The sequence below is a fragment of the Streptomyces sp. NPDC060366 genome, from assembly GCF_042725135.1.
Lineage (GTDB): Bacteria > Actinomycetota > Actinomycetes > Streptomycetales > Streptomycetaceae > Streptomyces.
Genome location: NZ_JBHXDC010000007.1, coordinates 38,569 through 61,961 on the forward strand (window position 1 = coordinate 38,569; position 23,393 = coordinate 61,961).

The 23,393-nt window shown below is 71.7% G+C and carries 19 protein-coding genes; 15 read left to right on the forward strand and 4 right to left on the reverse strand.

Annotation, left to right across the window (positions count from 1 at the left end; all coding sequences use genetic code 11):
* Positions 1 to 32: 32 nt before the first annotated feature.
* Genes cmk through der form a run of 3 tightly spaced genes read left to right on the forward strand, consistent with a single transcriptional unit; the run spans position 33 to position 2,944 of the window.
* Complete coding sequence (cmk, locus tag ACFWHU_RS18755; protein ID WP_387225750.1) at positions 33 to 758, forward strand: (d)CMP kinase; 726 nt, start codon at positions 33 to 35, stop codon at positions 756 to 758.
* On the forward strand, positions 716 to 1,432 hold the full coding sequence (locus ACFWHU_RS18760) for a lysophospholipid acyltransferase family protein (protein WP_385803999.1): 717 nt from the start codon (positions 716 to 718) through the stop codon (positions 1,430 to 1,432). The genes cmk and ACFWHU_RS18760 overlap by 43 nt, the downstream gene beginning before the upstream one ends.
* Positions 1,433 to 1,483: 51 nt before the next feature.
* Positions 1,484 to 2,944 carry a ribosome biogenesis GTPase Der gene (der, locus tag ACFWHU_RS18765; protein ID WP_387225752.1) on the forward strand — a complete coding sequence of 487 codons (1,461 nt, stop codon included), beginning with the start codon at positions 1,484 to 1,486 and terminating at the stop codon, positions 2,942 to 2,944.
* Between the two features lie 91 nt (positions 2,945 to 3,035).
* Here the strand turns inward: der and ACFWHU_RS18770 are convergent, their stop codons facing one another.
* Positions 3,036 to 3,626 (reverse strand): hypothetical protein, encoded by a 591-nt coding sequence (locus ACFWHU_RS18770; RefSeq protein WP_385804739.1) that lies wholly within the window; start codon positions 3,624 to 3,626, stop codon positions 3,036 to 3,038.
* Positions 3,623 to 4,399 carry a hypothetical protein gene (locus tag ACFWHU_RS18775; protein ID WP_385804741.1) on the reverse strand — a complete coding sequence of 259 codons (777 nt, stop codon included), beginning with the start codon at positions 4,397 to 4,399 and terminating at the stop codon, positions 3,623 to 3,625. The genes ACFWHU_RS18770 and ACFWHU_RS18775 overlap by 4 nt, the downstream gene beginning before the upstream one ends.
* Positions 4,400 to 4,727: 328 nt before the next feature.
* Here ACFWHU_RS18775 and ACFWHU_RS18780 point away from each other — a divergent pair, with 328 nt between their 5' ends.
* The 4 genes from ACFWHU_RS18780 (at position 4,728) to ACFWHU_RS18795 (ending at position 8,434) form a co-directional block, all read left to right on the forward strand.
* Positions 4,728 to 6,014 carry a glycosyltransferase family 4 protein gene (locus ACFWHU_RS18780; protein ID WP_387225756.1) on the forward strand — a complete coding sequence of 429 codons (1,287 nt, stop codon included), beginning with the start codon at positions 4,728 to 4,730 and terminating at the stop codon, positions 6,012 to 6,014.
* On the forward strand, positions 6,011 to 6,814 hold the full coding sequence (locus ACFWHU_RS18785; protein ID WP_385804745.1) for a transferase: 804 nt from the start codon (positions 6,011 to 6,013) through the stop codon (positions 6,812 to 6,814). The genes ACFWHU_RS18780 and ACFWHU_RS18785 overlap by 4 nt, the downstream gene beginning before the upstream one ends.
* 59 nt (positions 6,815 to 6,873) lie before the next feature.
* Positions 6,874 to 7,839 carry a helix-turn-helix transcriptional regulator gene (locus ACFWHU_RS18790; RefSeq protein WP_385804747.1) on the forward strand — a complete coding sequence of 322 codons (966 nt, stop codon included), beginning with the start codon at positions 6,874 to 6,876 and terminating at the stop codon, positions 7,837 to 7,839.
* Between the two features lie 379 nt (positions 7,840 to 8,218).
* Entirely contained in the window at positions 8,219 to 8,434 is a 216-nt protein-coding gene (locus ACFWHU_RS18795; RefSeq protein ID WP_383841787.1) for an I78 family peptidase inhibitor, read from the forward strand.
* 106 nt (positions 8,435 to 8,540) lie between these two features.
* On the opposite strand, the gene ACFWHU_RS18800 is transcribed toward ACFWHU_RS18795, so the two are convergent.
* Positions 8,541 to 9,527: a phosphatase PAP2 family protein gene (locus tag ACFWHU_RS18800; protein WP_385804699.1), complete on the reverse strand. Its 987-nt coding sequence runs from the start codon at positions 9,525 to 9,527 to the stop codon at positions 8,541 to 8,543.
* A gap of 445 nt (positions 9,528 to 9,972) precedes the next feature.
* Between ACFWHU_RS18800 and ACFWHU_RS18805 the strand changes: the two genes are divergently transcribed.
* Positions 9,973 to 11,709, forward strand: a complete 1,737-nt coding sequence (locus tag ACFWHU_RS18805; protein ID WP_387225760.1) for an MFS transporter — start codon at positions 9,973 to 9,975, stop codon at positions 11,707 to 11,709.
* 99 nt (positions 11,710 to 11,808) lie between these two features.
* Complete coding sequence (locus tag ACFWHU_RS18810; protein WP_387225762.1) at positions 11,809 to 13,020, forward strand: acyl-CoA dehydrogenase family protein; 1,212 nt, start codon at positions 11,809 to 11,811, stop codon at positions 13,018 to 13,020.
* Positions 13,021 to 13,047: 27 nt separating this feature from the next.
* Here ACFWHU_RS18810 and ACFWHU_RS18815 read toward each other — a convergent pair whose 3' ends face one another.
* Positions 13,048 to 13,482 (reverse strand): cell division protein SepF, encoded by a 435-nt coding sequence (locus ACFWHU_RS18815; protein WP_385804693.1) that lies wholly within the window; start codon positions 13,480 to 13,482, stop codon positions 13,048 to 13,050.
* A 277-nt stretch (positions 13,483 to 13,759) separates the two neighbouring features.
* Between ACFWHU_RS18815 and ACFWHU_RS18820 the strand changes: the two genes are divergently transcribed.
* The 6 genes from ACFWHU_RS18820 to ACFWHU_RS18845 all read left to right on the forward strand — a co-directional run bounded on the left by ACFWHU_RS18820 (position 13,760) and on the right by ACFWHU_RS18845 (position 23,224).
* Positions 13,760 to 15,010, forward strand: coding sequence for a DUF5685 family protein (locus ACFWHU_RS18820; protein ID WP_387225764.1), 1,251 nt, complete (start codon positions 13,760 to 13,762; stop codon positions 15,008 to 15,010).
* 36 nt (positions 15,011 to 15,046) lie between these two features.
* Positions 15,047 to 15,847, forward strand: coding sequence for a DUF1684 domain-containing protein (locus ACFWHU_RS18825; protein WP_385804689.1), 801 nt, complete (start codon positions 15,047 to 15,049; stop codon positions 15,845 to 15,847).
* Between the two features lie 289 nt (positions 15,848 to 16,136).
* The gene (locus ACFWHU_RS18830) at positions 16,137 to 17,036 is read left to right on the forward strand and encodes a S1 family peptidase (RefSeq protein WP_385804687.1); all 900 of its coding nucleotides are present in this window, start codon (positions 16,137 to 16,139) and stop codon (positions 17,034 to 17,036) included.
* Positions 17,037 to 17,461: 425 nt separating this feature from the next.
* Positions 17,462 to 18,547 (forward strand): S1 family peptidase, encoded by a 1,086-nt coding sequence (locus tag ACFWHU_RS18835; RefSeq protein WP_385804685.1) that lies wholly within the window; start codon positions 17,462 to 17,464, stop codon positions 18,545 to 18,547.
* A 202-nt stretch (positions 18,548 to 18,749) separates the two neighbouring features.
* Positions 18,750 to 22,226, forward strand: coding sequence for a DNA polymerase III subunit alpha (locus ACFWHU_RS18840; protein ID WP_387225768.1), 3,477 nt, complete (start codon positions 18,750 to 18,752; stop codon positions 22,224 to 22,226).
* A complete protein-coding gene (locus ACFWHU_RS18845) occupies positions 22,223 to 23,224 on the forward strand; it encodes a hypothetical protein (protein ID WP_385804680.1) in 1,002 nt (333 codons plus the stop codon). The genes ACFWHU_RS18840 and ACFWHU_RS18845 overlap by 4 nt, the downstream gene beginning before the upstream one ends.
* Positions 23,225 to 23,393 lie beyond the last annotated feature (169 nt).

Genomic DNA, 23,393 nt, shown 5'->3' on the forward strand with positions numbered 1-23,393 from the left:
GCGTACGACTCCGCGCCCCGTGAACCAGGAAGGTGTCCGCCCCCGTGGAAACCGCTGCAACCGCCGCCAGGACTGCCCCGGCCGCCGTGATCGTCGCCATCGACGGGCCCGCGGGCACCGGCAAGTCGAGCACGTCCCGGTCCGTGGCCACCCAGCTCGGTCTGAGCTACCTGGACACCGGCGCGCAGTACCGGGCGATCACCTGGTGGATGATCAGCAACGGCATCGACATCCAGGACTCCTCGGCCGTCGCCACCGCCGCCGACAAGCCGGTCATCGTCTCCGGCACCGACGCGTCGAACCCGACGATCACCGTCGACGGCGTGGACGCCTCCGGTCCCATCCGCACCCAGGAGGTCACGGCCAAGGTCAGCGCGGTCAGCGCCGTCCCCGAGGTACGGGCCGTCATCACCGAACTCCAGCGCTCCATCGCCGCCGGCGCCGCGAACGGCATCGTCGTCGAGGGCCGCGACATCGGCACGACCGTGCTGCCCGACGCCGACCTGAAGGTCTTCCTCACCGCCTCGCCGGAGGCGCGTGCCGCGCGCCGCAGCGGCGAACTGAAGGGCAAGGAGGCGACGGATCTCGCCGCCACCAGGGAAGCGCTGATCAAGCGGGACGCGATCGACTCCGGCCGTAAGACGTCCCCGCTGGCCAAGGCGGCCGACGCGGTCGAGGTGGACACCACCGACCTCACGCTCCAGCAGGTCATCGAGTGCGTCGTCACCCTTGTCGAGGAGAAGCGGGCGGCCCGGTGAAGGGACCTTCCCGAAAGGGCGGACCGTCGCCGAAGGGCGCGGCGGTCGGCCGCGGTATCGGCATCGGACTCATGTACGGCCTGTGGAAGCCGCGGGTGCTCGGCGCCTGGCGGGTCCCCGCGACCGGCCCGGTGATCCTGGCCGTCAACCACTCGCACAACATCGACGGGCCGATGCTCATGGGCACCGCGCCCCGGCCCGTGCACTTCCTGATCAAGAAAGAAGCCTTCATCGGTCCGCTCGACCCGTTCCTGCTGTCCATCGGACAGCTGAAGGTGGACCGTGAGACCACCGACCGCGCCGCCGTCACCGACGCGCTCGGGGTGCTCCAGGGCGGCGGGGTCCTCGGGATCTTCCCCGAGGGCAGCAGGGGAGAGGGCGACTTCGCCTCACTGCGGTCCGGGCTCGCGTACTTCGCCGTACGGACCGGGGCGCCGATCGTCCCGGTGGCGGTGCTGGGGAGCACGGACCGCCGCGGACGGCTGATATCCGCGCTGCCACCGCTGCGCAGCCGTGTCGACGTCGTCTTCGGCGACGCGTTCGACGCGGGGGACGGCAGCGGCCGGCGCACGCGGCGGGCGATGGACGACGCCACGCTGCGGATCCAGAAGCGGCTGACCGCCCATCTGGACAACGCCAGGCGCCTCACCGGGCGCCGGGCAGGACTTGAGTAGTGCACCGCGCAGTCGCGGTGCACCGATCACGATGAACGAGGTACGGACTTCATGAACGACCACATTGACTCCGGCGACGAGCACGGAGAGCTTGGCGACGCCGAGTACTCGGAGTTCATGGAGCTCGCCACCCACGAGGGCTTCGACCCCGAGGAGATCGAGGGCGCGATCGACGAGGCCGGTCACGGCCCGCTGCCCGTCCTCGCGGTCGTCGGCCGTCCCAATGTCGGCAAGTCGACCCTGGTGAACCGCATCATCGGCCGCCGTGAGGCCGTCGTGCAGGACAAGCCCGGCGTCACCCGCGACCGCGTCACCTACGAGGCCGAATGGGCCGGGCGCCGCTTCAAGGTCGTCGACACCGGCGGCTGGGAGCAGGACGTCCTCGGTCTCGACGCGGCCGTCGCCGCCCAGGCCGAGTACGCGATCGAGACCGCCGACGCGGTCGTCTTCGTCGTGGACTCCACGGTCGGCGCCACCGACACCGACGAGGCCGTCGTCAAGCTGCTGCGCCGCGCGGGCAAGCCCGTCGTGCTGTGCGCCAACAAGGTAGACGGCCAGAGCGGCGAGGCCGACGCGACGGCGCTGTGGTCGCTGGGTCTGGGGGAGCCGCACCCGGTGTCCTCGCTGCACGGCCGCGGTACGGGCGACATGCTCGACGCCGTCCTGGAAGCGCTGCCCGAGGCGCCGGAGCAGACCTTCGGCACGGCCGTCGGCGGCCCGCGCCGGATCGCGCTGATCGGCCGCCCGAACGTCGGCAAGTCCTCGCTGCTGAACAAGGTCGCGGGCGAGGAGCGCGTCGTCGTCAACGAGATCGCGGGCACCACCCGTGACCCGGTCGACGAGCTGATCGAACTCGGCGGCACGGTCTGGAAGTTCGTGGACACGGCCGGCATCCGGCGCCGCGTCCACCTCCAGGAGGGCGCCGACTACTACGCCTCGCTCCGTACGGCCGCGGCCGTGGAGAAGGCAGAGGTCGCCGTCGTCCTGATCGACACCAGCGAGTCCATCAGCGTCCAGGACCAGCGCATCATCACGATGGCCGTCGACGCGGGCCGCGCCCTCGTCGTCGCGTTCAACAAGTGGGACACCCTCGACGAGGAGCGCCGCTACTACCTGGAACGCGAGATCGAGACCGAGCTGGCGCAGATCGCGTGGGCGCCCCGTGTCAACGTGTCTGCGCGCACCGGACGGCACATGGAGCGGCTGGTCCCGGCGATCGAGACGGCCCTCGCGGGCTGGGAGACGCGCGTGCCGACCGGCAGGCTCAACGCCTTCCTCGGCGAGCTCGTCGCCGGGCACCCGCACCCGATCCGCGGCGGCAAGCAGCCGCGCATCCTGTTCGGTACGCAGGCGGGCACCCGGCCGCCCCGGTTCGTCCTCTTCGCGTCCGGCTTCATCGAGGCGGGCTACCGGCGGTTCGTGGAGCGCAGGCTCCGCGAGGAGTTCGGCTTCGAGGGCACGCCGATCCACATCTCGGTGCGGGTGCGGGAGAAGCGCGGCCGCAAGAAGTGACGCGCGGCAGGTGACGTACATGCCGGTGGGCCCGGCGCGGATCTCGTCCGCGCCGGGCCCCACCGGCATGTTCCGTACGGCTGACCGGAGTTCACAGACCCCGGCGGGGCGCCGGCGGCAGGGCCGCCTGCGCGCGGCCCCCCGAATAGTGCGGGCCGCTCTGCCACGTAGTGCTGAACGGGGCCTGCCGGCCCGAGGACGAACCGTGCATCCCCGTACCGAAGGCGGTGAAGCCGAGGTTCTCCTCACCGCTGCGGTCGCCCGGCAGCGTCCTGAACGACCGCAGGTATTCGGAGTACAGCGCGTCGTAGATCGGCGTGGCCGAATATCCGGACGAGTACCCGGCCGAGGTGTCCTGGGCGGGGCGCATGGCGGGGACCTGAGGCTGGTACTGCTGGCGTGGACGGTCGTATGAGTGCACGTAGGAGCCAACGACCCCGTCGTCCGTCGGATGCGGCCTGACCCGCGAAAATGCTGGTCGCGACGGGTGCGAGCCCGAGCCGGCGGAGTCACGGGCCGGGTCCCCGGCGCGGTCCTGCTCCTCGTCGCGGCGTTCCCCGCCGCGGTGCTGCCCGCCGGGCCGGCCGCCGTCGGGACCTTCGCCGACGCGGTGTTCACCACTGCGGTGTTCACCGCCGCGATGGGTCGCGTACCGCTCCCCGGCCTGTCCCTCGTCCGTCACGTGCCGGCCAGCGGCATCGCCGCCGCCACCAGACGCCCGTTGGCCGCGGCCTTGTCCAGCGCGTCGCGCAGCAGGTCCTCGCGGGGCTGCTGGCCGATGGAGCCGACCGGGGCGGCGAAGACCAGGACGGTCCGCGACTTGTTGGCGGCGGCCCGCCAGTCGGCGGTGACCTGGAGCGGCTGGTGCGCCTGCCACCAGGCGACGGGGGTGCCGCCGCCGGTGCCGGGCTGGAGGACCGCGTGCAGCTGGCCCATGGCGAGCAGCACCGACCAGCCGGAGAGCGTGGCCGGGACCCGGCCCAGATCGGCGACCGGCCGGAAGCCCTGCTCCGCGAGGAGCGGCAGGAACTCGTCGTGCGAGCCGGCCGAACCGGGCCGGGCGATGGGACCGGTCGGCTCCACGACGAGGGCGGGGTGCAGCTGGTTGTCGATCAGGACCAGACCGCTGGTGACACCGAGGACGGCCTGCTCGCCGCCGGTGCCCCGCGCCTGGGGGTCCCCGCCGGTGATGCTGCGGACGGCGCCCTGGAGCTGGTCCTCGGCCACCTTGACGACCTGGGAGGGGATGCAGGTGGCGTGTGCGAAGGCCAGGACGGCGGTCTCCTCGCCGATGAACAGCACCGTGCTGGTGCGCTCGGTCTCGGAGTCGCCCGGGGTACGGCAGGAGGTGCAGTCGTAGCTGCCCGGGGAGTTGTCGCCGACGAGCAGGCGATCGGCTTCTTCGTCGCCGATCTCGGCGCGTACGTCTTCGCTGACGTCGAGCATGCGCGGCACGGTTGGCTCCTCGAACTCGGTGCGTGGGCCGGGCTGTTCCCGGCTCGTAAAGAGACAACGGGCGAGCCGTCGCCGGGGTCACGCGCGAAGCAGGACGAATCGCACCGCTCCCGCCGCTCGCACATACGGGTGAAGCTTGCCGTCGCTCCGCGGCGGCCCTGCCGGGCGTCCCCGCCGGTGCGCGCGCGGGCGTGACGGCGCTGCGGACCCCGCCGCGGGGCCCCCGGCGCGCGTCGCGGGTTCGGCGGGACGGGCGGGTTCCGCGCCTACAGTCGCCCCCCAGGTCGATCAGGGCAAACCAGGGAGAACCAGGGAGACACCGCGACCCATGCACATCTCTTTTCTGCTCCACAACGCGTTCGGGGTCGGCGGAACGATCCGGACCACGTTCAATCTCGCGCGGGCGCTCGCCGAGCGGCACGACGTCGAGATCGTCTCGGTCTTCCGCCACCGCGACGAACCCACACTGGGCGCGCCCGAGGGCGTCCTGCTGCGCCATCTCGTCGATCTGCGCCGGAACAGCGGCGGTTACGACGGCGGACACCCCGACATCGGCCGCCCGGCCGCGGTCTTCCCGCGCGGCGACGGGCGGCACAAGCAGTACAGCCGTCTCACCGACACCCGTATCGCCGAGCACCTGCGCTCGCTGACGGCCGACGTCGTCGTCGGCACCCGTCCCGGCCTCAACTGCCACATCGCCCGGCAGACCCGGCGCGGCCCGGTCCGGGTGGGCCAGGAACACCTGACCCTGGACAGTCACAGCCACCGGCTGCGCCGCGAGATCGCCCACCGTTACATGCTGCTCGACGCCGTCACCACCGTCACCGAGGCCGACGCGCGCGCCTACCGCTCCCGGCTGCGGCTGCCCGGCGTCCGGATCGACGCGGTCCCCAACAGCGTGCCCGCGCCCGGCGTCGCCCCCGCCGACTCCACCGGCAGATGCGTCGTGGCGGCGGGCAGGCTCACCCCGGTCAAGCGGTACGACCTGCTGATCACGGCCTTCGCCAAGGTGGTGGCCGCCCGGCCCGACTGGCGGCTGCGGATCTACGGCGCGGGCGACGCGACCGGCGACGAACGGGCCGCGCTGCGCGCCCTGATCGACGAGCGCGAGCTGTACAACCACGTGCATCTGATGGGCACGGCCAACCCGTTGGAGCCCGAGTGGGTCAAGGGCTCGATCGCCGCCGTCACTTCGAGCCTCGAATCCTTCGGGATGACCATCGTCGAGGCGATGCGCTGCGGCGTTCCCGTCGTCTCCACCAACTGCCCGCACGGGCCCGGCGAGATCATCGAGGACGGGGTCGACGGCCGGCTGGTGCCGGTCGGGGACGTGGACGCCATCGCCGACGGACTCCTCGCGCTGATCGAGGACGACGAACTGCGGCGGCGTACGGGGCTCGCGGCCATCGAGTCGGCCGCCCGGTTCGACCCGGCGCGGATCGCCGAACGCCACGAGGAGCTGTTCGCCGCGCTGGTCGCCCGCGGCCGTCGGCAGGCGGGGCCGCGCGAGGCGGTGCTGGGCACCGTACGCCGCGGCCGCGGCCTCCTCGCCGGAGGGACGCGGACGGTGCGCGAACTGGCGGCGGCCGCGGTCCGCAGAGGGAGAGCCGGATGAGCGCCCCCACCGCGCACTGCGCCGCCGACGCGGCGGGCACCGTCGTCTTCGAACTCGTCGGAGCCCCCGGACCGCCCGCAGCCGCCTCCGAGCTCGTGCTGCGCCGGCGCGGCGACAGGACGCCGGCGGACGAGGTACGGCTGCCACTGACCGGCAGGCGAGCCGTACTGGACCACGCCACCGCGCTCGCCGAGGGCCGCTGGGACATCGTCCATGTCGCGGAGGGCGGCGAGCGCGAGGGACGGCCCGTCCGCCCCGGCAACCGGGACGTACGCGCGCTGGTCGACCGTGTCCCGGGCGCCGGGCCCGTCACCGTCCGTGTCCCGTACCCGACCGCCGACGGCCGCCTCGCGCTGCGCTGCTGGGTCCGCGCACCGCACGCGGAGGCCGGGACCATCCACCTCGCGGACGGCGCCATGACCGTGCGGGGCGTGCTGTACGGCGCCGAGCCGGGCCACGGCGCGACGGCCGAGGTACGGCGGAGCGTGGGCCCGCGCGAGAGCGCCACGGCGCCCCGTACGCACCGGGTTCCCGTGACCTGTGGTGCGGGCGGCGACTTCACCTTCACCCTGCCGTACGCGGTGCTGGCCGAGCCGCCCGTGACGGCGCGGCAGCTGTGGGACCTGTGGGTGCTGCCCGCGCACGGCGCGTCCGCCGTCCGGCTCGCACGGATCCTCGACGACGTCTGGGACCGGAAGAACGTCTACGTCTACCCGGCGCACCGGGCGGACGGCTGGCTGGCCGCCCCCTGCTACTCGGGTGACAACAACCTCCGCGTACGGCTGGACCCGGCGGACTGACGACGTCGACCGTCCCTTCGCGGACAGTCCCTGTCCTCGACGGCTGTCAGAATCGACGCATGCTGGAGACCTCGGCCCGCCTGCTCCGCCTGCTCTCCCTGTTGCAGGCCCACCGCGAATGGTCCGGCCCCGATCTGGCCGAACGCCTCGGGGTGACGCCGCGCACCGTACGGCGCGACGTCGACCGGCTGCGTGAGCTGGGCTATCCGGTGAACGCCAGTCCCGGCACCGGCGGCGGCTACCAACTCGGCGCCGGTGCCGAGCTGCCGCCGCTCCTGCTGGACGACGAGGAGGCCGTCGCCGTGGCCGTCGGGCTGCGTACGGCGGCGGGCAACGGTGTCGACGGCATCGGCGAGACGTCCGTCCGCGCGCTCGCCAAGCTGGAGCAGGTCCTGCCGGGCCGGCTGCGCCGCCGGGTCGGCGCGCTCAACGCCTTCACCGTCCCCATGCTCCGCGGCCCCGGCCCGACGGTGGACGCGAGCGTCCTCACCGAGCTGGCGAACCTCTGCCGCGACGGCGAGCGGCTGCGCTTCGACTACCTCGACCACGGGGGCTCCGCCAGCCGCCGCACGGTGGAGCCGCACCGGCTCGTGTGCACCGAGCGCCGCTGGTACCTGGTCGCCTGGGACCTGGACCGCGCCGACTGGCGTACGTTCCGGGCCGACCGCATCACCCCCAGGCCCCCGCACGGCCCGCGCTTCCCGCCCCGCGAACCGCCCGCGGACGATCTGGCCGCCTATGTCTCCGAGGGCGTCTCCACCCGCGTCTACGCCTCGTCCGCCGTGATCAGGCTCCACGCCTCGGCGGCGGAGGCGGCGCAGGTGGTGTCACCGTCCGCCGGCGTACTGGAGCCGGTGGACGAGCACAGCTGTCTGCTGCGCACCGGGGCGGGCGGTCTCGACGTGATGGTGGTCCACGTGATGCTCCTCGGTATCGACTTCGAGGTGGTCGAGCCGGTGGAGCTGACCGAGCACATGAGGACGGCGCGGGACCGCCTTTCCCGGGCGCTGGGCGACGTCCCGTAACAGCGGAAGCGCCACGTCCGCAGCCATCCGGAAGGTGTCCTACCGCCGATGGTTGTGCGAGGGAGAGGTGAATTCCGTACGGCCTGTCAAATACCGGCGGCCGGTCGAACGGGGGAATTCGGGGCGTGGAAAATACGGTGATCTTCGAGTCGGTCGAATTACTTATCGCTTACTTACGGCCGATGTGTGAACAGTGGTCCGAAGGCAAGTGGGAGTGGCCGAACAAGTGTCGTGATCCTGTGACACAAGTGTGACCGCCGTCGCACGTAAGTGCGTGGGGAAGGTGACCGGAGAGCCGCCGGAGGTCCCCCTTCCGTCACCGTCCGCCGTCACCCGCGTGACCGGGCCGGGACGGCCCGCAGCGCCTAGGCTGAGTTCCATGGCATCGATACCGACACCTCCGGCACAGCCCGACGACGCACCCGACTCCTATGTGGGCCTCACCGCACCCGAGGCCGAGCGGATCGCCCGTGAGCGCGGCTGGACCACCGTCAGGGCGCTGCCGCCGGGCGCCATCATCACGCTGGAATACCTCCAGGGGCGGCTGAACTTCGAGGTCGAGAACGACACCGTCATTCGCTGCTGGCTGGGTTGACCCGGCCGGACGGGCGATATTCGCGCGTTCAGGCGTACTTGTCATGACAGGGGAGGGGCCCCGGCGCTGATGCGCCGGGGCCCCTCCGCGGTCGTGCTTCCGCCGGTCAGCCGCCCGCCATCGGCCTCGAACGCGGCGGACGGCGGCTGCCCGCCGGGGTGATCGGGGTCCGTTCGGAGCGCGTCGTGGCGTGCGGCCGGGGCTGGGTGAGCTGCCCGGTGCTGTTCCGGCCGGCGGTGCTGCGTCCCGAGTGGGCCGTGCCCACCGTCGAACGGCCCGCGTCCTCGTCCTCCTGTGCCGGGAGCTGAGGGACTATCACGGGCCAGGGCCCGCCGGCCGGTAGCGGCGCGGAGGCCGTCCCGCGGCTCGCGCGCCACCGCTCACGCAGGGCGAAGACCGCCGCCTCGGTACGGCCGATGGTCGGCTCGAACCACGGCAGGGCGAGCAGGATCAGCAGACCGGCGACCCAGCCGAGCAGGACGTCGCTCAGCCAGTGCGTGCCCAGATAGACGGTCGTCGCGCCGACGCCGAGGGCGACCACGGACGAGCCGATCGACAGATAGCGCCTGGCCCGCGGCGTGGTGGCCAGATAGGCCAGGATTCCCCAGGTCACCACGGCGTTGGCGGTGTGGCCGGAGGGGAATATGTCGCCGCCCGCGAAGAGTTCGGCCGATCCGATCTGCGTCGCGTAGTGCGGGCCGAGCCGGCCGAGGCCGAGCTTCACCGCCCCCACGGTCACGTTGAGCAGCAGCAACGAGGCTCCGAGGACCAGCAGCGGACGCAGCGTGTGCTGGCGCCAGGACCGCCAGCCCAGCCAGGCGGCGATCATCACGGCCGTGGGGCCGCGCTGGCCGAGCACCACGAAGTAGTCGAGGAACGCGTGCAGTTGCTGCCACTGCTGGTACGGCCGGAACAGCATGATCTTCCAGTCGAGTGTCACCAGCCAGGACGAGGCGAGAACGGCGACCACGATGGCGAGATAGAACGCCAAAGTCCCGCCGAAGAGAGTCGCGCGGGTACGGCTCATCCGCGGGATCTCTATCTTCGGCGGCTCCGGCTCCCGGTCCAGTCGGGCGAAGATGTCGGTACGCACCCAATCGACGTTACAGCGAGTGAACGGCCGACTCGGTCGTTCCAGTCTCTTTGTGATGACGATGTGATGTGGAGTGTGTCTCGGATCGCTGTTTATCCGAGGCCGTTCCGCAATTTCAAGTGACCTTGTGCCCTATTGCTCGTGGCGGGGCCCCGGTAAGTGTCTTTGTGCACAACAGAATTAGTTCACCGTGGCGTCGCGCGGAATTTTCCGACCGCTTGACCGAGGCTTGACCACACCGGGGTGAACCCCCCGGGCGTACGGCGTCCGCCGGCGTACGCGACACTTCGACGTTCGGCGAGGTGAGATGGGCCACGCTCCGGGCAGGCGAACTCGCGTACGCTGTCCGCGCACTCGCCCGTCGATGCCGGGCCGCCCCCGGGACATGACGTCGGAGTCCCGCCCGGTCCGCCGAGCGCGAGGGACTTCATTGGGAGGTAGGTAGATGTCCGGGACCACCACGGCCGGAGCGCGGCTGCGTGCCGCCGTCGGCGGCGGTGCCCATGGTGACGTCAACCGCTGGGCCGTCCTGGTCGTACTCTGCGTCAGCCTGCTGCTCGTCGCGCTCGACGCGACCGTGCTGCACGTCGCCGTCCCCGCCGTCACCGAGGACCTGCGGCCGAGCGGCGTCGAACTGCTGTGGATCGTCGACGCCTATCCGCTGGTCTGCGCCGCGCTGCTGATCCTCTTCGGCACGCTCGGCGACCGGATCGGCCGGCGGCGGGTCCTGCTCATCGGGTACGGGATCTTCGGACTGGCCTCGATCGCCGCGGCCTTCGCCGACTCGCCCGGAATACTGATCGCCGCGCGCGCCCTGCTGGGCATCGGCGGCGCGATGATCATGCCCGCGACGCTCTCCATCCTCCGTACCGTCTTCCCCGACCGGCGCGAGCGCGCCATGGCGATCGGCATCTGGACGGCGGTCGCCGCCGTCGGCGCGGCCACGGGGCCGGTGCTCGGCGGGTTCCTCGTCGAGCACTTCTGGTGGGGCTCGGTCTTTCTGATCAACGTGCCGCTGATGGCACTGATCCTCCCTGTCGCCCGCTTCCTGCTGCCCGAGTCGAAGGGCGAGTGCGACGGCCCGTGGGACGTGGTCGGCGCGCTGCTGGCGGCCGCCGGCGTGCTCGGCGTCGTCCTCGGGGTGAAGCGTCTGGGCGCCGGCGCCTCGATGCTCGACGTCAAGACCTTCGGGCCACTGCTGCTCGGCGCGGTCCTGGTGACCCTCTTCGTACGGCGGCAGAGGCGCCGGAAACATCCCCTCATAGACGTGACGATGTTCGCCAGGCCGGCCTTCTCCACCTCCGTGGGCTGCATCGTCCTCGCCATGCTCGCGCTGGTCGGCCTGGAGCTGATCGCCGTCCAGTACCTCCAGCTCGTGCTGGGGCTCGGCCCGCTGGAGACCGGACTGCGGCTGCTGCCCCTCACCTTCGCGGCCATAGCGGCGGGCGCCACCGGCTCGTACACACTGCGCAGGGTCGGCCCGCGCCGGATGGTCGCCTGCGGGTTCGTCCTGACCGCCGGAGCCGTGCTGCTGCTGGTGATGATGGGCCAGCACGACCGGCCGGGGCTGCTCACCACGGCTTTCGTGCTGCTCGGTTTCGGTCTCCAGTCCACGCTCTTCGGGGCGTACGAGTCGATGCTCAGCGAGGCACCGCCCGAGCAGGCCGGGGGCGCCGCCGCCATCGGGGAGACGTCCTACCAGCTCGGCGCGGGGATGGGCATCGCGCTGCTCGGCAGTGTCATGAACGCGGCCTACGCGCCCGCCCTGTCGTCGGGCTCGGTCGACGGGGTCCCGGAGGCCGCGGGGGCGGCCGCCGCCAACTCGCTGGGGGAGGCGTACCAGGTGGCCGCCCAGCTCGGTGGTCCGGCGGGGGAGGCCCTGCGGATCGCGGCGCGTCACTCCTTCGTGCACGGTCTGCATGTGACGCTCCTGGTCAGCGCGGGGCTGCTGCTGCTCGGCGCGGTGGCGGCGCTGCGGCTGCCCCGGGTCATGGACTGCGAGGCGCCGCCCTGCGGGGAGGCCGCGGAGATGGAATCGGTGTCGGCGGGAGCGGACATACCGGCGCAGCGTGACGGTACGGCGGTCGAGGCCGCCGCACCCGCCGGCCGGAGCGCCGCGCGCCACGGCGGGTCTGGACGGGCGACGGCCCTGCGCCGTAATGTCGGCGCCGAGCCTAACTAGCGCTGCTAGTTTTACCGGGTCCGCGAACCGACAACCGCGAACCGACCATCGCGACCCGACACCGCGAACCGACATCCGCGAGCCGCCGGAGGCAGTCCCATGTCCGCACCCTCAGCCTCGAAGCCGTCCTCCTCGAAACGTCCGCCCTTCGATCCGCGCGACCCTCTCGGCATCGACGATCTGCTGGAGCCCGAGGACCTGGCCGTCCGCGACACGATGCGCTCCTGGGCCACCGACCGGGTCATGCCGCACATCGCCGAGTGGTACGAGCGCGGTGAGCTGCCCGGCATCCGCGAGCTGAGCCGTGAGCTGGGCTCCATCGGCGCGCTCGGCATGTCGCTCCGGGGCTACGGCTGCGCGGGCGCCACCGCCGTCCAGTACGGACTCGCCTGTCTGGAGCTGGAGGCCGCCGACTCCGGGATCCGCTCGCTCGTCTCCGTACAGGGCTCCCTCGCCATGTACGCGATCCACCGGTTCGGCTCCGAGGAGCAGAAGCAGCGCTGGCTGCCGGGTATGGCGGCCGGCGAGATCATCGGCTGCTTCGGTCTCACCGAGCCCGACCACGGCTCCGACCCGGCAGGGATGCGCACGTACGCCAAGCGTGACGGCACCGACTGGGTGCTCACCGGCCGCAAGATGTGGATCACCAATGGCTCGGTCGCGGGCGTCGCCGTCGTCTGGGCCCGTACGGACGACGGAATCCGGGGCTTTCTCGTACCGGCCGACAGCCCCGGCTTCTCCGCGCCGGAGATCAAGCACAAGTGGTCGCTGCGCGCCTCGGTCACCAGCGAACTGGTCATGGACGAGGTGCGGCTCCCGGCCGACGCCGTACTCCCCGAGGTCACCGGTCTGCGCGGGCCCCTCAGCTGTCTGAGCCACGCCCGCTACGGGATCGTCTGGGGCTCGATGGGTGCGGCGCGCGCCAGTTTCGAGTCGGCGGTGGACTACGCGAAGAGCCGTGAACAGTTCGGCAGGCCGATCGGCGGCTTCCAGCTCACCCAGGCCAAGCTCGCCGACATGGCGCTCGAACTCCACAAGGGAATCCTGCTCGCGCACCATCTGGGCCGGCGCCTGGACGCGGGGAAGCTTCTTCCCGAGCAGGTCAGCTTCGGAAAGCTCAACAACGTGCGGGAGGCGATCGAGATCTGCCGTACCTCGCGCACGATCCTCGGGGCCAACGGGATCTCGCTCGAATATCCGGTGATGCGGCATGCGACGAATCTGGAGTCGGTGCTCACCTACGAGGGCACCGTCGAGATGCACCAACTGGTGCTGGGCAAGGCACTCACCGGTCTCGATGCCTTCCGGTGACCGGGGGTGACCCGGTGAGCGCCTCGCTCAGCTCTGGTTGAAGAAGCCGTCCCGCTGGTGTGCCTGGGACTCCCCGCTGACGATCTCGGTGTCGGCGGGAGTCAGCAGGAACACCCGGGTGGCGACACGGTCGATCGAGCCGCGGAGACCGAAGATCAGTCCGGCGGCGAAGTCGACGACGCGCTTGGCGTCGGCGGGCTCCATCGCGGTGAGGTTCAGGATGACCGGGACGCCCTCACGGAAGAGTTCGCCGATGCCACGCGCGTCCCGGAAGCTCTCCGGGGAGACGGTGGCGATCCTGCGCTCCTGTTCCGGAGCCGACTCGGCGGCGATCCGCACACGCGGATCGGTCTTCCAGGTGTCGTTGTTCTCGGCACCCTCGGAGTACTCGTCGTCGTAGTAACGCTCGTCGTTGTCCTCAACGAGGCCCAGCCAGGCACTCGCCTTGCGCACCGATCCCATGGACGCCTCCTTTCACCGCGGTCGCTTGTGGTTCCGCATCCCTATGGTTGTCCATGATGCGGATTGCGCGCCAAGTGGATTGTCGCCGCGCAGGGGATTCGTGACGGTACTGGTGCAGAAGATATGGTGATTCGTCAGGTTTCTTCCTGTGTACGGGCCCTGACGTACCGAAAATATGAAAGTCCGGCCAGACGGGTGACGGTGGGGACGTACGGGTGAAACCGATGGCTCGATACGATGCCTGACGCACCGTCGAACGACTCCTGGGGGAACCGTCGTGTTCGGAATAGTCAGGCCTTGCAGCCACCGTCTCTCGGAAGGGCTCAAGACCGAGTGGATGGCTCATCTGTGCGGCCTCTGCCTGGCACTTCGCTCGGACCACGGACAGTTCTCCCGCATCGTCACCAACTACGACGGTCTGATCGTCTCCGTCCTGACGGAGGCTCAGGCCGAGCGTGCCACCGGATGGCGTCGCACAGCTGGCCCCTGCCCACTTCGCGGCATGCGAACCGCTCCGGTGGCGAAAGGCGAGGGAGCGCGCCTCGCGGCGGCCGTCTCACTGGTGCTCGCCTCGGCCAAGGTGCGGGACCACGTCGCCGACGGGGACGGGGTGTTGAAGCGCCGCCCGATGGCGGTCGCCGCGCGCCGGATAGCCGGCGGCTGGGACCGCGCGGGCGCGCGTACCGGCGCGGAGCTGGGCTTCGACACGGCGGTGCTCGTCGACGCGGTCGACCGGCAGACCGGCATCGAGGCCCTCGCCGGACCGGGCACCCCGCTGCTCACCGTCACCGAGCCGACCGAGACGGCGACGGCCGCCGCGTTCGCGCACACCGCCGTACTCGCGGGCCGGCCGGGCAACATGGCGCCGCTCGCCGAGGCGGGCCGGCTCTTCGGACGGCTCGCGCATCTGCTGGACGCCGTGGAGGACCAGGCCGCTGACGCCGCGTCGGGTTCCTGGAACCCGCTCACGGCGACCGGTACCTCACTCGCCGAGGCGCGCAGGCTCGCGGACGACGCGCTGCACGGCATCCGGCTGGCGCTGCGCGACGCGGAGTTCGTCGACGACAAGCTGGCCCATGTGCTGCTGGCGCACGAGTTGCGCACATCCGTCGACCGCGCCTTCGGGACGTCGTCCTGCTCGCACCAGGGGCAGGCGAGCGTCCAGGGCGGCGGCAATCCGTACAGCGGGGAGAGCGGGAACCCGTACGGCTCGAACAATCCCCACGGGGGCGGGAATCCGTACGGCGGCGGCAACCCCTACGGCGGTGGCGCGCCCGGCGCGCCCGGTGGACCCGGTGGACCCGGTGGACCCGGCGGCCCCGGATCCGAGCCGCTTCCCCAGCCGCCCCGGCGGCCGGAGCGGCGCGGCTTCTGGGCCGGCTGCGCGGTGGCGATCGGCCTCTGCTGCACCTGCAAGCTCTGCTGCGCCAAGGAGTACGAGGGCCCGTGGTCGCGCAAGAAGCGCGAGGGCTGCTGCCGGGACAGTGACTGGTGCGACTGCTGTGACTGCTGCGATTGCAGTTGCTGAGTCCCGGCCGCGGCGCGTGTGGAAAGCTGCGTCGGCATGAGTACAGACACCGACCCGGATCCCGTGCGGAACTGGGAGAACTGGCACGAACGCCGCATCGCCTCGGTCTCGGCGCCGCACGGACCGCTCTCACTCACCGGGACCCACTGGCTCTCCGACTACCCGGAAGGTCGAATTCCGGCCGTGCCCGGCGTATGGCGGGAGCGTGTTGACGATGTGTCAGTGACCGCCGGGGCCGACGACGGGATCACGGTCGACGGCCGGCCGCTGACCGGTGAGGCCGTTCTGACCGCCGACCGGGGGCCCATCGGCGAGTCCCGGATCGCCCATGGCGGACGCAGGCTGGTGGTCATGCGCCGCGAAGGGCTCTGGGCGGTACGTGACTTCGACCCGGACTCCCCGGCACGCAGGGCGTTCGTGACCGTCGAGGCCGCGCCGTACGACCCCCGCTGGGTGCTGGCGGGCCACTTCCGTCCGTACCCGGAGAGCCGCACCGTGCGTGTCGGGAACGCCGACGGGCGGGAGCGCGGACTCGGGCTCGCGGGTGAACTGGCCTTCTCCGTCGGCGGTACGGAGCACACGCTCCGGGTCGCCGTCGAGCCCGACGGGTCGCTCTGGGCGGTCCTCGCCGACGCGACCAGCGGCCTGACCAGCTATCGCTTCCGTTTTCTGCGGCCGTCCCGGCCGGCCGACGACGGCACGGTGACGGTCGATCTCAACCGGTTGCTGCTGCCGCCGTGCGCCTTCGCCGAGCACTTCATCTGTCCCTTCCCGCCGCCCGGGAACACGCTGTCGTTCGAGGTCCCGGCGGGGGAGCGGAACATCGTCGTCCGCTGAGTCCCCCCGAGCCGTGGGACGGCCCCGGTCCGCGCCGCGCGGACCGGGGCCGTCCCGCCATGTGGGCAGTGCGCGGATCGAGACATGGCGGCTATTTCAAGACGGTCAGTGGTGTTTCGGCCGGTGGGAGTGGCCGAAAGGCGCCCTTGCGCGGCTGGTTGGCTCATCCAATACTCCCCTCAGCGCTTGTCAGGGGCACGGCACATCCGGAATGCGGACGTATCCCTGACTGCGCCTCACGGGCCCGACCACCCCAATCGGGCCCCAGATTCCTTCGGAGGAACCACACGTGAGGATCAAGCGCACCACCCCCCGCAGTGGTATAGCGAGACGTACGCGTCTGCTCGCCATCACCACCGGTCTCGTCGCCGCCGCAGCGCTCGCCGTCCCCACGGCGAGCGCCGACACGGCCGGGACGTTCAGTGCGACCCAGCTCACGGCGGCGAGCGACGCCATCCTGGGTGCCGACGTGGCAGGCACCGCCTGGTACGTCGACAAGACGACGAACGCCCTCGTCGTCGAGGCGGACTCCACCGTCAGCAAGGCGGAGATCGCTGAGATCAAGGCCGAGGCGGGGGCCAACGCCGGCGCCCTGCAGATCAAGCGGACCTCCGGCAAGCTCTCGAAGCTTCTCTCCGGCGGCGACGCGATCTACTCGCCCACCGGTCGCTGCTCGGCCGGGTTCAACGTGCGCAGCGGCACCACCGACTACTTCCTGACCGCCGGGCACTGCACCGATGGCAACCCGAACTGGTACACCAACTCGGCGCGCACGACCCTCATCGGCCCGACGGCGGGCTCCAGCTTCCCGGGCAACGACTACGGCATCGTCCGTTACTCCAACGCCTCGGTCCCGCGTCCCGGCACCGTCGGCAGCATCGACATCACCAGCGCGGCCAACGCCACGGTGGGCATGTCGGTGACCCGTCGCGGCTCCACGACGGGCACCCACAGCGGCAGCGTCCAGGGCCTCAACGCCACGGTCAACTACGGCGGCGGCGACATCGTCTCGGGCCTGATCCGTACCAACGTCTGCGCCGAGCCCGGCGACAGCGGCGGCCCGCTCTACTCGGGCAGCCGCGCGATCGGCCTCACCTCGGGCGGCAGTGGCAACTGCTCCTCCGGCGGTACGACGTACTTCCAGCCGGTCGTCGAAGCGCTGAACGCGTACGGCGTCAGCATCACCTGAGCACGTCCGAGCACCGCCCGGCCGGTCTGACGGACCGCGCCGAACAGCGCTGACAAGAGTCCCCGCCCGTGAGCTCCGGGCGGGGACTCGGCGCGTTTCCGGGGCCGTCCGGGATCTTCCCCGGTGCGTCCCCGGGCCGTTCCGGGACCGTGCGACCGGGGTGAACTCCCGGACCCGAGGGGCGGTTTCAAGACAGGACTAGTCCTCACCCACTGCCGACCCCGTGATTGCACCGAGTGTTCACGAATGGAACGGCCCGACTCTGACCTCCCCACGTGACCGGGTTGAAAAGGAAATGAACCCGCCGTGTGCACGTCCTGAAGTCGACCTTGTGTGCTACTGGCGAGTTTAGGAATAGTGGGCGCCTCGTCCTCCGTGTCACCGCACCCCACATGCGATGACGCGGCCCCCACAGGAGGTATCAGTTGAAGCACCGTCGCATTTCCAGGAAGCGCGTGGCGATCGCGAGCAGCGCCGTCACCGCCATGGTCGTGGCCGGGATTTCCTTCCAGACTGCGAACGCCAGTGAGGACACCACCGCGACCACGGCGAAGACGCTGTCGGCTCCGGCGGCCGGAAAGCTCGCATCCAGCCTCATCGGCGACCTCGCCGGTGACTCGGCCGGTTCGTACTACGACAGCAAGACCAAGGCCCTGGTCGTCAACGTCGTGGACGAGAAGGCCGCCGAGACCGTGCGCGAGGCCGGCGCCAAGGCGAAGGTCGTGGCGCACTCCCTCGCCGAGCTGAAGGACGCCCGCGGCTCCCTCACGGGCAAGGCGAGCACCCCCGGCACGGCCGTGGCCGTCGACCCGGTCACCAACAAGGTCGTCGTCACGGCGGACAGCACCGTCAAGGGCGCCGCGCTCAACAAGCTCACCAAGGCCGTGGAGAAGCTCGGCGCCAAGGCCGAACTGAAGAAGACCGCCGGGGAGTTCAAGAAGTTCATAGCCGGCGGCGAGGCCATCCACTCCGGCGGTGGCCGCTGCTCCCTCGGCTTCAACGTGGTCGTCGGCGGTGAGCCGCACTTCATCACCGCGGGCCACTGCGGTACGACGGGCAGCTCCTGGTCCGACTCCGCCGGCGGCGCCGAGATCGGCTCCATGGTGGACTCGCAGTTCCCGGGCAACGACTTCGCGCTCGTCAAGTACAGCGGCTCCACGGAGCACCCGAGCGAGGTCGACCTGTACGACGGCAGCACGCAGGCCATCGCGCAGGCGGGCGACGCGACCGTCGGCCAGGCGGTCTCGCGCAGCGGCTCCACCACCCAGGTGCACGACGGTGAGGTCACCGCGCTCGACGCCACCGTGGACTACGGAGGCGGCGACGTCGTCGAGGGCCTCATCCAGACCACGGTCTGCGCCGAGCCCGGCGACAGCGGCGGCTCGCTCTTCGCCGGTGACACCGCTCTGGGTCTGACCTCGGGCGGCAGCGGTGACTGCTCCTCGGGCGGCGAGACGTTCTTCCAGCCGGTGCCGGAGGCGCTCTCGGCGTTCGGTGCCGAGATCGGCTGACCGTAGGGACGAACCGAAAGCGCACAACAGGAACAAGAGGCCCGGCCCGCCGTCATCGGCGGGCCGGGCTTTTCCGTGCGTATGGCCTTTTCCCAGGTGGGAGGGGTCCGGATGGCTGACGAGCCATGATGTCGCACAAACGTTCGATACTCATCTATGGTGGGAGCGGGGGAGGTGAGAACGGATCGATCAGGAGGTGCGGATGCCCGGGTTCACGCATCTGCATACCGTCTCGGGGTTCTCCCTGCGGTACGGGGCCTCCCATCCCGAACGGCTGGCCGAGAGCGCCGCCGCACGGGACATGGACGCCCTCGCCCTGACCGACCGCGACACCCTCGGCGGCGCCGTCCGCTTCATCGACGCGTGCGAGGGGCAGGGGATCAGACCACTGTTCGGAGTGGAGCTGGCCGTGGCCGAACCGACGGGCGGGCCGGTCCACGAGCGGGACCGGGCCCCCGCCGTACGGCGGCGTACCCCGGTGCGCGGCGGCGCCTTCATCGACGAGTCCGCGCCCCGCACCGTCTTCCTCGCCCGTGACGGCGCCGCCGGCTGGGCCGATCTGTGCCGGCTCGTCACCACCGCGCACGCCGCCGGGGACGGCAGCCCGCTGCTGCCCTGGCAGGACAATCACGGCGCGGGCGTCACCGTGCTCCTCGGCCCCGACTCCGGCGTCGGCCGGGCCCTGGCCGCCGGCCGGACCGGCGACGCCGCCCGGCTGCTCGCCGCCTGGCGGGAGATCTACGGCGACGCCCTGCGTCTGGAGGTCGTCCACCACGGGCGCGAGGGCACCGGGCCGGGATCGCTGCGGCACGCCGCCCGTACCCTCGGCTTCGCCGTCGAACAGGGCGTACGGGCCGTGCTCGGCAACGCCGTACGGTACGCCGACCCCGGTCAGGGCCCGGTCGCCGATGTCCTCGACGCGGCCCGCAGACTGGTGCCCATCGACCCGCGCAAGGGTCTGGACAGCGGGGAGCGCTGGCTCAAGGACCCGGTGGCGATGGCCCGTACCGCCGAACTGGTGGCCGGATCGGCCGGGCTCGGGCAGGGCACCGCGCACCGGCTGCTGGCCATGACGCGGGAGACGGCCGAGAGCTGCCGGGTCGATCCCAAGGACGATCTGGGGATCGGCGCCGTCCACTTCCCCGAGCCGCGACTGGTCGGCGCCGGCCGGCGGACCGCCGCACGGGTGCTCCGGTCGAGGGTGGCCGCGGCCATGGTGTTGCGCGGCTACGACCGGGACCGGGCGTACTGGGACCGGACGGAGGCCGAGCTGGGCACGATCGAGCGGCTCGGCTACCCCTCGTACTTCCTCACCGTCGCCCAGGTCGTGGACGACGTACGGGGGATGGGCATCCGGGTCGCGGCGCGCGGCTCCGGGGCCGGCTCGCTGGTCAACCATCTGCTGGGGATCGCGCACGCCGATCCGGTCGCGCACGGACTGCTGATGGAGCGTTTCCTCTCCGAGCGCAGGCTCGCCGATCCGAAGATGTTCGAACTCCCGGACATCGACATCGACGTCGAGTCCGCGAGGCGCCTGGAGGTCTACCGCGCGATCCTCGACCGCTTCGGCCCCGAGCGGGTCGCCGCCGTCGCGATGCCGGAGACCTACCGGGTCCGTCACGCCGTACGGGACGTGGGCGCCGCCCTGTCCATGGACCCGGCCGAGATCGACCGGATCGCCAAGTCCTTCCCGCACATCCGGGCGCGCGACGCCCGCGCGGCGATGGACGAACTGCCCGAACTGCGCGAGGTGGCGAAGGAGTCGCGACAGGAGGGGACGGGGCACGGCCGGCTGTGGGACCTGGTGGAGGCACTGGACGCGCTGCCGCGCGGCATGGCCATGCACCCCTGCGGAGTACTGCTCTCCGACTCCTCGCTGCTGCGCCGTACGCCGGTCGTGCCGACCAGCGGTGAGAGCTTCCCCATGTCCCAGTTCGACAAGGACGACGTCGAGAAGCTGGGGCTGCTCAAGCTCGACGTGCTGGGCGTGCGGATGCAGTCGGCGATGGCGCACGCGGTCGCCGAGATCGGGCGCGCCACGGGCGAGGAGCTGGACATCGACGATCCGGCGCAGGTGCCGGAGGGCGACCCGCAGACGTACCGCCTCATCCGCTCCGCCGAGACCCTCGGCTGTTTCCAGATCGAGTCGCCCGGCCAGCGCGATCTGGTCGGCAGGCTCCAGCCCGCCACGTTCCACGACCTGGTGGTCGACATCTCGCTCTTCCGGCCCGGTCCCGTCGCCGCCGACATGGTGCGGCCCTTCATCGAGGCCCGGCACGGCCGCGCGCCCGTCCGCTATCCGCACGAGGATCTGGAGGAGGCGCTGCGCGAGACCTACGGCGTGGTCGTCTTCCACGAGCAGATCATCCGGATGGTCGACATCATGACCGGCTGCGGCCGGGAGGAGGCGGACCGGGTCCGCAGAGGGCTCTCCCATCCCGAGTCGCAGGCGAGGATCCGGCTCTGGTTCGAGCGGACGGCCGGGGAGAAGGGATACACGGCCGAGGTCGTCGGCCGCGCCTGGGAGATCATCGAGGCCTTCGGGTCGTACGGATTCTGCAAGGCGCACGCCGTCGCCTTCGCCGTACCGACGTACCAGTCGGCCTGGCTCAAGGCGCACCATCCGGCGGCGTTCCTCGCGGGGCTGCTGACGCACGACCCCGGCATGTACCCGAAGCGGCTGCTGCTGGCGGACGCGCGGCGGCGCGGGGTGCCGGTGCTGCCGCTGGATGTGAACCGGTCGGCGGCGGTCCATCGAATCGAACTGGTGTCCGGTACGTGGGGGGTGCGGCTCGCGCTCTCCGACGTCCACGGCATCAGCGAGGCCGAGACCGCGCGGATCGAGGCCGGACAGCCCTACTCCTCGCTGCTGGACTTCTGGCAGCGCGCCAGGCCCGGCCGCCCGGTCGCCGAACGGCTGGCGCAGGTGGGCGCGTTGGACGAGTTCGGCGCCAACAGACGGGATCTGCTGCTGCATCTGTCGGAACTGCACGGGGCGACACGGCGGGCGGGCGCCCACGGGGACCAGCTCCCCCTGGAAGGAGGGCGGCGGACGGCCCCCGCCGGGCTGCCCGACCTGGGCGACACGGAGCGGCTGAGCGCCGAGCTCGGCGTACTCGGCATGGACGCCTCCCGCCATCTGATGGCGGACCACTACGCGTTCCTGGAGGAGTTGGGCGTGATGTCCGCGAAACGGCTGCGGGAGGTGCCGCACGGCAGGACCGTCCTGGTCGCCGGCGCCAAGGTGGCCACCCAGACCCCGCCGATCCGCTCCGGCAAGCGGGTCATCTTCACGACGCTCGACGACGGCACGGGCCTGGTCGACCTCGCCTTCTTCGACGACAGCCACGAGGCGTGCGCGCACACCGTCTTCCACTCCTGGCTGCTGCTGGTGCGCGGAGTGGTGCAGCGGCGCGGCGCGCGGAGTCTGAGCGTGGTCGGCGCGGCGGCCTGGAATCTGGCGGAGCTGGTCGAACTGCGGGAGAAGGGCGGCCTGGAGGCGGTCGCCGCCGCACTGGACACCCCGGCACCGGGCGCGGGCGCCGGGGCGGACAACGGCCGGCGCATCGAGATGCCCACGGGCTACGCGATGAACCCCTGGGCCGATCTCCAGCCGCCCGGTGAAGGGCTGCCCACGGGACGGAAGTTGTGGCATTCGAGTCCGGGGAGCGCGGGATGATCCTCTGTGTACGGTTCCACCACGAGGCGGAGACCGGGGTCGAGGCCGCGCTGCCCGCCCTGCTCGGGTTGATCGACGACCTCAGCCCGGTCGTCCAGGCGCTGCCGCCGGACTCCGCGCTGGTCGATGTGGGCGGTGCCGAGCGGTACTTCGGACAGGACGCGGCCCAGATCGCCGCCGTCCTGCGGGTACGGGCGCTCGCGCACGTCGGGGCCGGCTGCGCGATCGGCGCCGCCGCCACCCCGATGCTCGCCAGGATGGCCGCGCGCGAGGCGGCGCCGGGCACCACACTGACGGTCCCGGACGAGGTGCGGGCGGTCGCGGAGTTCCTGGAGCCGCTGCCGGTCGCGGCGTTGCCGGGGGTCGGCGCGGCGACCGCCCGTACGCTCCGCTCGTACGGACTCGGCACCGTCGGCAAGGCGGCGGCCGTACCGCTGTCGACACTGCAACGGGTCGCCGGGGTGCGGATGGGACGCGAGGTGTACGAGAAGGCCCATGGTATCGACCGTACGACGGTCGTCCCGAACGCGTCCGCCCGCTCGCTCGCCGCCGAACGGGCCTTCTCCCACGACGAGTTGGACCAGGACCGGCACCGGTCCGCGCTGCTCTCGATCACCGAGGAGCTGGGGGGCCGGATGCGGGGCGAGGGGCAGGTGTGCCGCTCGCTGACGCTCACGGTGCGCTACGCCGACCGCTCCACGACGACCCGCGCCCGTACGCTGCGCGAACCCACCGCGCACTCCGTCACGCTCATCGGCGCCGCCTACCGGATCCATGACTCGCTCGGGCTCCAGCGGGCGCGGGTGCGGGCCCTGTCGCTGCGGGCCGAGGGGCTGACCCCGGCCGAACGGGCCACCCGTCAGCTCATGTTCGACCCCGTGGACGACCGGGCGCGCCGCATCGAGGCGGTGGCGGATCGGGCACGCGCCAAGTTCGGCCCCCGGGCGGTCGTCCCCGGCACGCTCGCCGTACGGGCGCACGCGCCGCACCGTGCGTGACGGGGCGCGTGGTGTGACGGGGCGCGTCGTGACGGCGCGGGTCGTGAAGGCCCGGCGTGCGGCGGACCAGGCACGCGGCGGACCAGGCACGCGGCGTCGGCGCGGCGTTGGCATTCGTTCAATTTTTACCGACGCGTAACTTCCCTTCCAGTTCCTACCCGTGCGTAAC